Source organism: Lysobacter sp. 22409, from assembly GCF_052045105.1.
In the GTDB taxonomy this organism is placed as follows: domain Bacteria; phylum Pseudomonadota; class Gammaproteobacteria; order Xanthomonadales; family Xanthomonadaceae; genus Lysobacter; species Lysobacter antibioticus_B.
In genome coordinates, this window is the sequence record NZ_JBQEOE010000107.1 from 1 (window position 1) to 2,750 (window position 2,750).

Annotated in this window: 2 protein-coding genes; one reads left to right on the plus strand and one right to left on the minus strand. The window is 69.2% G+C overall.

The window, feature by feature from the left end:
- Positions 1–1,260, plus strand: a 1,260-nt coding sequence (locus tag ACTJJK_RS23165) for a prealbumin-like fold domain-containing protein (protein WP_440731366.1), incomplete at its 5' end; no start/stop codon positions are given.
- Positions 1,261–1,481: 221 nt separating this feature from the next.
- Here the strand turns inward: ACTJJK_RS23165 and ACTJJK_RS23170 are convergent.
- On the minus strand, positions 1,482–2,750 hold a 1,269-nt coding region (locus ACTJJK_RS23170), incomplete at its 5' end, for a prealbumin-like fold domain-containing protein (RefSeq protein WP_440731367.1).

The following is a 2,750-nucleotide window of genomic DNA, read 5'->3' on the forward strand; positions in this document are numbered from 1 at the left end:
CGCAACGGCACGTTCGAAACCGGCGAGCGCGCCTGCGCCGGCGTCACCGGCAACGGCAACGTGGCCTTGAACTGGACGATCCCGACCGGCGCGACCTATGTCGCCGGCGAAAGCTATGCGCGCCTGCGCCTGGGTTACACGACGTCGCAAGTTCAGAACGCGACCGGCCTGGCCGACAGCGGCGAGGTCGAGGATTACCCGATCACCCTGCTGCCGCGCGTGCGCCTGACCAAAGCCTTGGTACCGACTTCGGATCCGGGCCTGTTCAATCTCTCGGTGGCGCCGGCGTCGGCGACCGCGGTGCAGACCAACACCGGCGCCGTGTCCAACGTCGGCAACGGCGGCACCACCGACTGGGTGCCGGTGCCGTTCGGCACGCTCATCACCGTCAGCGAGACCGCCGGCACCGGCACCAGCCTGAGCAACTACACCTCGAGCATCGCCTGTACCGACCGCTCCGGCGCTGCGGTCACGCTCGGCGCCGCCGGGACCACCCGCACCTTCTCCAGCATGGTCAGCGCACCGGTCGGGCCGCCGACCACGCCGAACAGCGCCAACGCCAACCTCAGCGAGATCAGTTGCACCGCGACCAATGCGCGGCTGCCCACCTTGCAGGTGGTCAAGGTCACCCAGAACGGCGTCGGCACGTTTTCGTTCAGCGGCAGCAACGGCATCGCCAATCACGACATCACCACCGTCACCGCCGGCACCGGCGTGGCCGGCCCGGTGCAGTTGCTGACCGCCGCGAGCACCGCGACCACGGTGACCGAAGCGCCGCTGCCGGCCGGTTATCTGCTCGGCGGCATTTCCTGCAGCGGACTCGGGGCAGGCGGCAACGCAACCGTCGACCTGCCGAACCGCAGCGTAAGCCTCGACGCCGCCGCGACCGTAGCCGGCAGCGCCATCGTCTGCACCTTCACCAACATCGCCCAGGTCGCGGATCTGGCCATCACCAAGACCAACACGCCCTTGGCCGGCGACAGCGACCAGGCCAACGACACCGTGGTGCGCGGTGCCGCTACCCAATACACCCTGCGCGTCACCAACAACGGGCCGGTGTCGGTGACCGGCGCGGTGGTGCGCGATACGCCCGGTGCGGGACTCAACTGCCCGAGCGGCAACGTGGTGAGCTGCAGCAGCGTGCCCGCCGGCGCCTGCCCGGGCCCGATCCTGATGAGCGACCTGACCGCGGGCGTACCGCTGGGCACGCTGTCGGTCGGCACGGTCGCGACCCTGACGTTTTCGTGCACCGTGCTATGACGGCGCAGCGGAACCACTTCCGCCCCGCCCGCTAGATTTCCCCGCTAGATTTGCGGTCGCAGGGCCAGCTCGCACGATCGGTTCGGCCCTGCGATCGTCGGCCACGGTGGTTCTGCCGGCTCAGTCTTTCGCTATCGCTGCGAACCTCATGACCGTACCTGACCGGACCCGCCGCGCGGTCCGGTCAGCGGTTTCGCGCACCGCCCGCTGCGCCGACCCGCTTACGGCACGGTGCACGAGAAGCTGAGCGTCACCACTGCGCCCAGCGGCAGGGTGCCCAGCGCCACACCGGCGGTCAGATCGCTGATCAGAATCGGACTCGGAGCGGCCGGGCACGCGCCGGCGGTCGCACTGCTGCAGCTCACCACGTTGCCTGCCGGGCAGTTCAAGCCACTGACCGGCGTGTCCTGGACGATGGCACCCGTGACCGACACCGGCCCGTTGTTGATGACGCGCAGGGTGTATTGCGTAGTCGCGCCGCGCACCACGGTGTCGTTGGCCTGGTCGTTGTCGCCGGCCAAGGGCGTGTTGGTTTTGGTGATGGCCAGATCCGCGACCTGGGCGATGTTGGTGAAGGTGCAGACGATGGCGCTGCCGGCCGCAGTCGCCGCGGCATCGAGGCTCACGCTGCGGTTCGGCAGGTCGACGGTTGCGTTACCGCCTGCACCGAGCCCGCTGCAGGAAATGCCGCCGAGCAGATAACCGACCGGCAGCGGCGCTTCAGTCACCGTGGTGACGGTGCTCGCGGCGGTCAGCAACTGCACCGGGCCGGCCACGCCGGTGCCGGCGGTGACGGTGGTGATGTCGTGATTGGCGATGCCGTTGCTGCCGCTGAACGAAAACGTGCCGACGCCGTTCTGGGTGACCTTGACCACCTGCAAGGTGGGCAGCCGCGCATTGGTCGCGGTGCAACTGATCTCGCTGAGGTTGGCGTTGGCGCTGTTCGGCGTGGTCGGCGGCCCGACCGGTGCGCTGACCATGCTGGAGAAGGTGCGGGTGGTCCCGGCGGCGCCGAGCGTGACCGCAGCGCCGGAGCGGTCGGTACAGGCGATGCTCGAGGTGTAGTTGCTCAGGCTGGTGCCGGTGCCGGCGGTCTCGCTGACGGTGATGAGCGTGCCGAACGGCACCGGCACCCAGTCGGTGGTGCCGCCGTTGCCGACGTTGGACACGGCGCCGGTGTTGGTCTGCACCGCGGTCGCCGACGCCGGCGCCACCGAGAGATTGAACAGGCCCGGATCCGAAGTCGGTACCAAGGCTTTGGTCAGGCGCACGCGCGGCAGCAGGGTGATCGGGTAATCCTCGACCTCGCCGCTGTCGGCCAGGCCGGTCGCGTTCTGAACTTGCGACGTCGTGTAACCCAGGCGCAGGCGCGCATAGCTTTCGCCGGCGACATAGGTCGCGCCGGTCGGGATCGTCCAGTTCAAGGCCACGTTGCCGTTGCCGGTGACGCCGGCGCAGGCGCGCTCGCCGGTTTCGAACGTGCCGTTGCG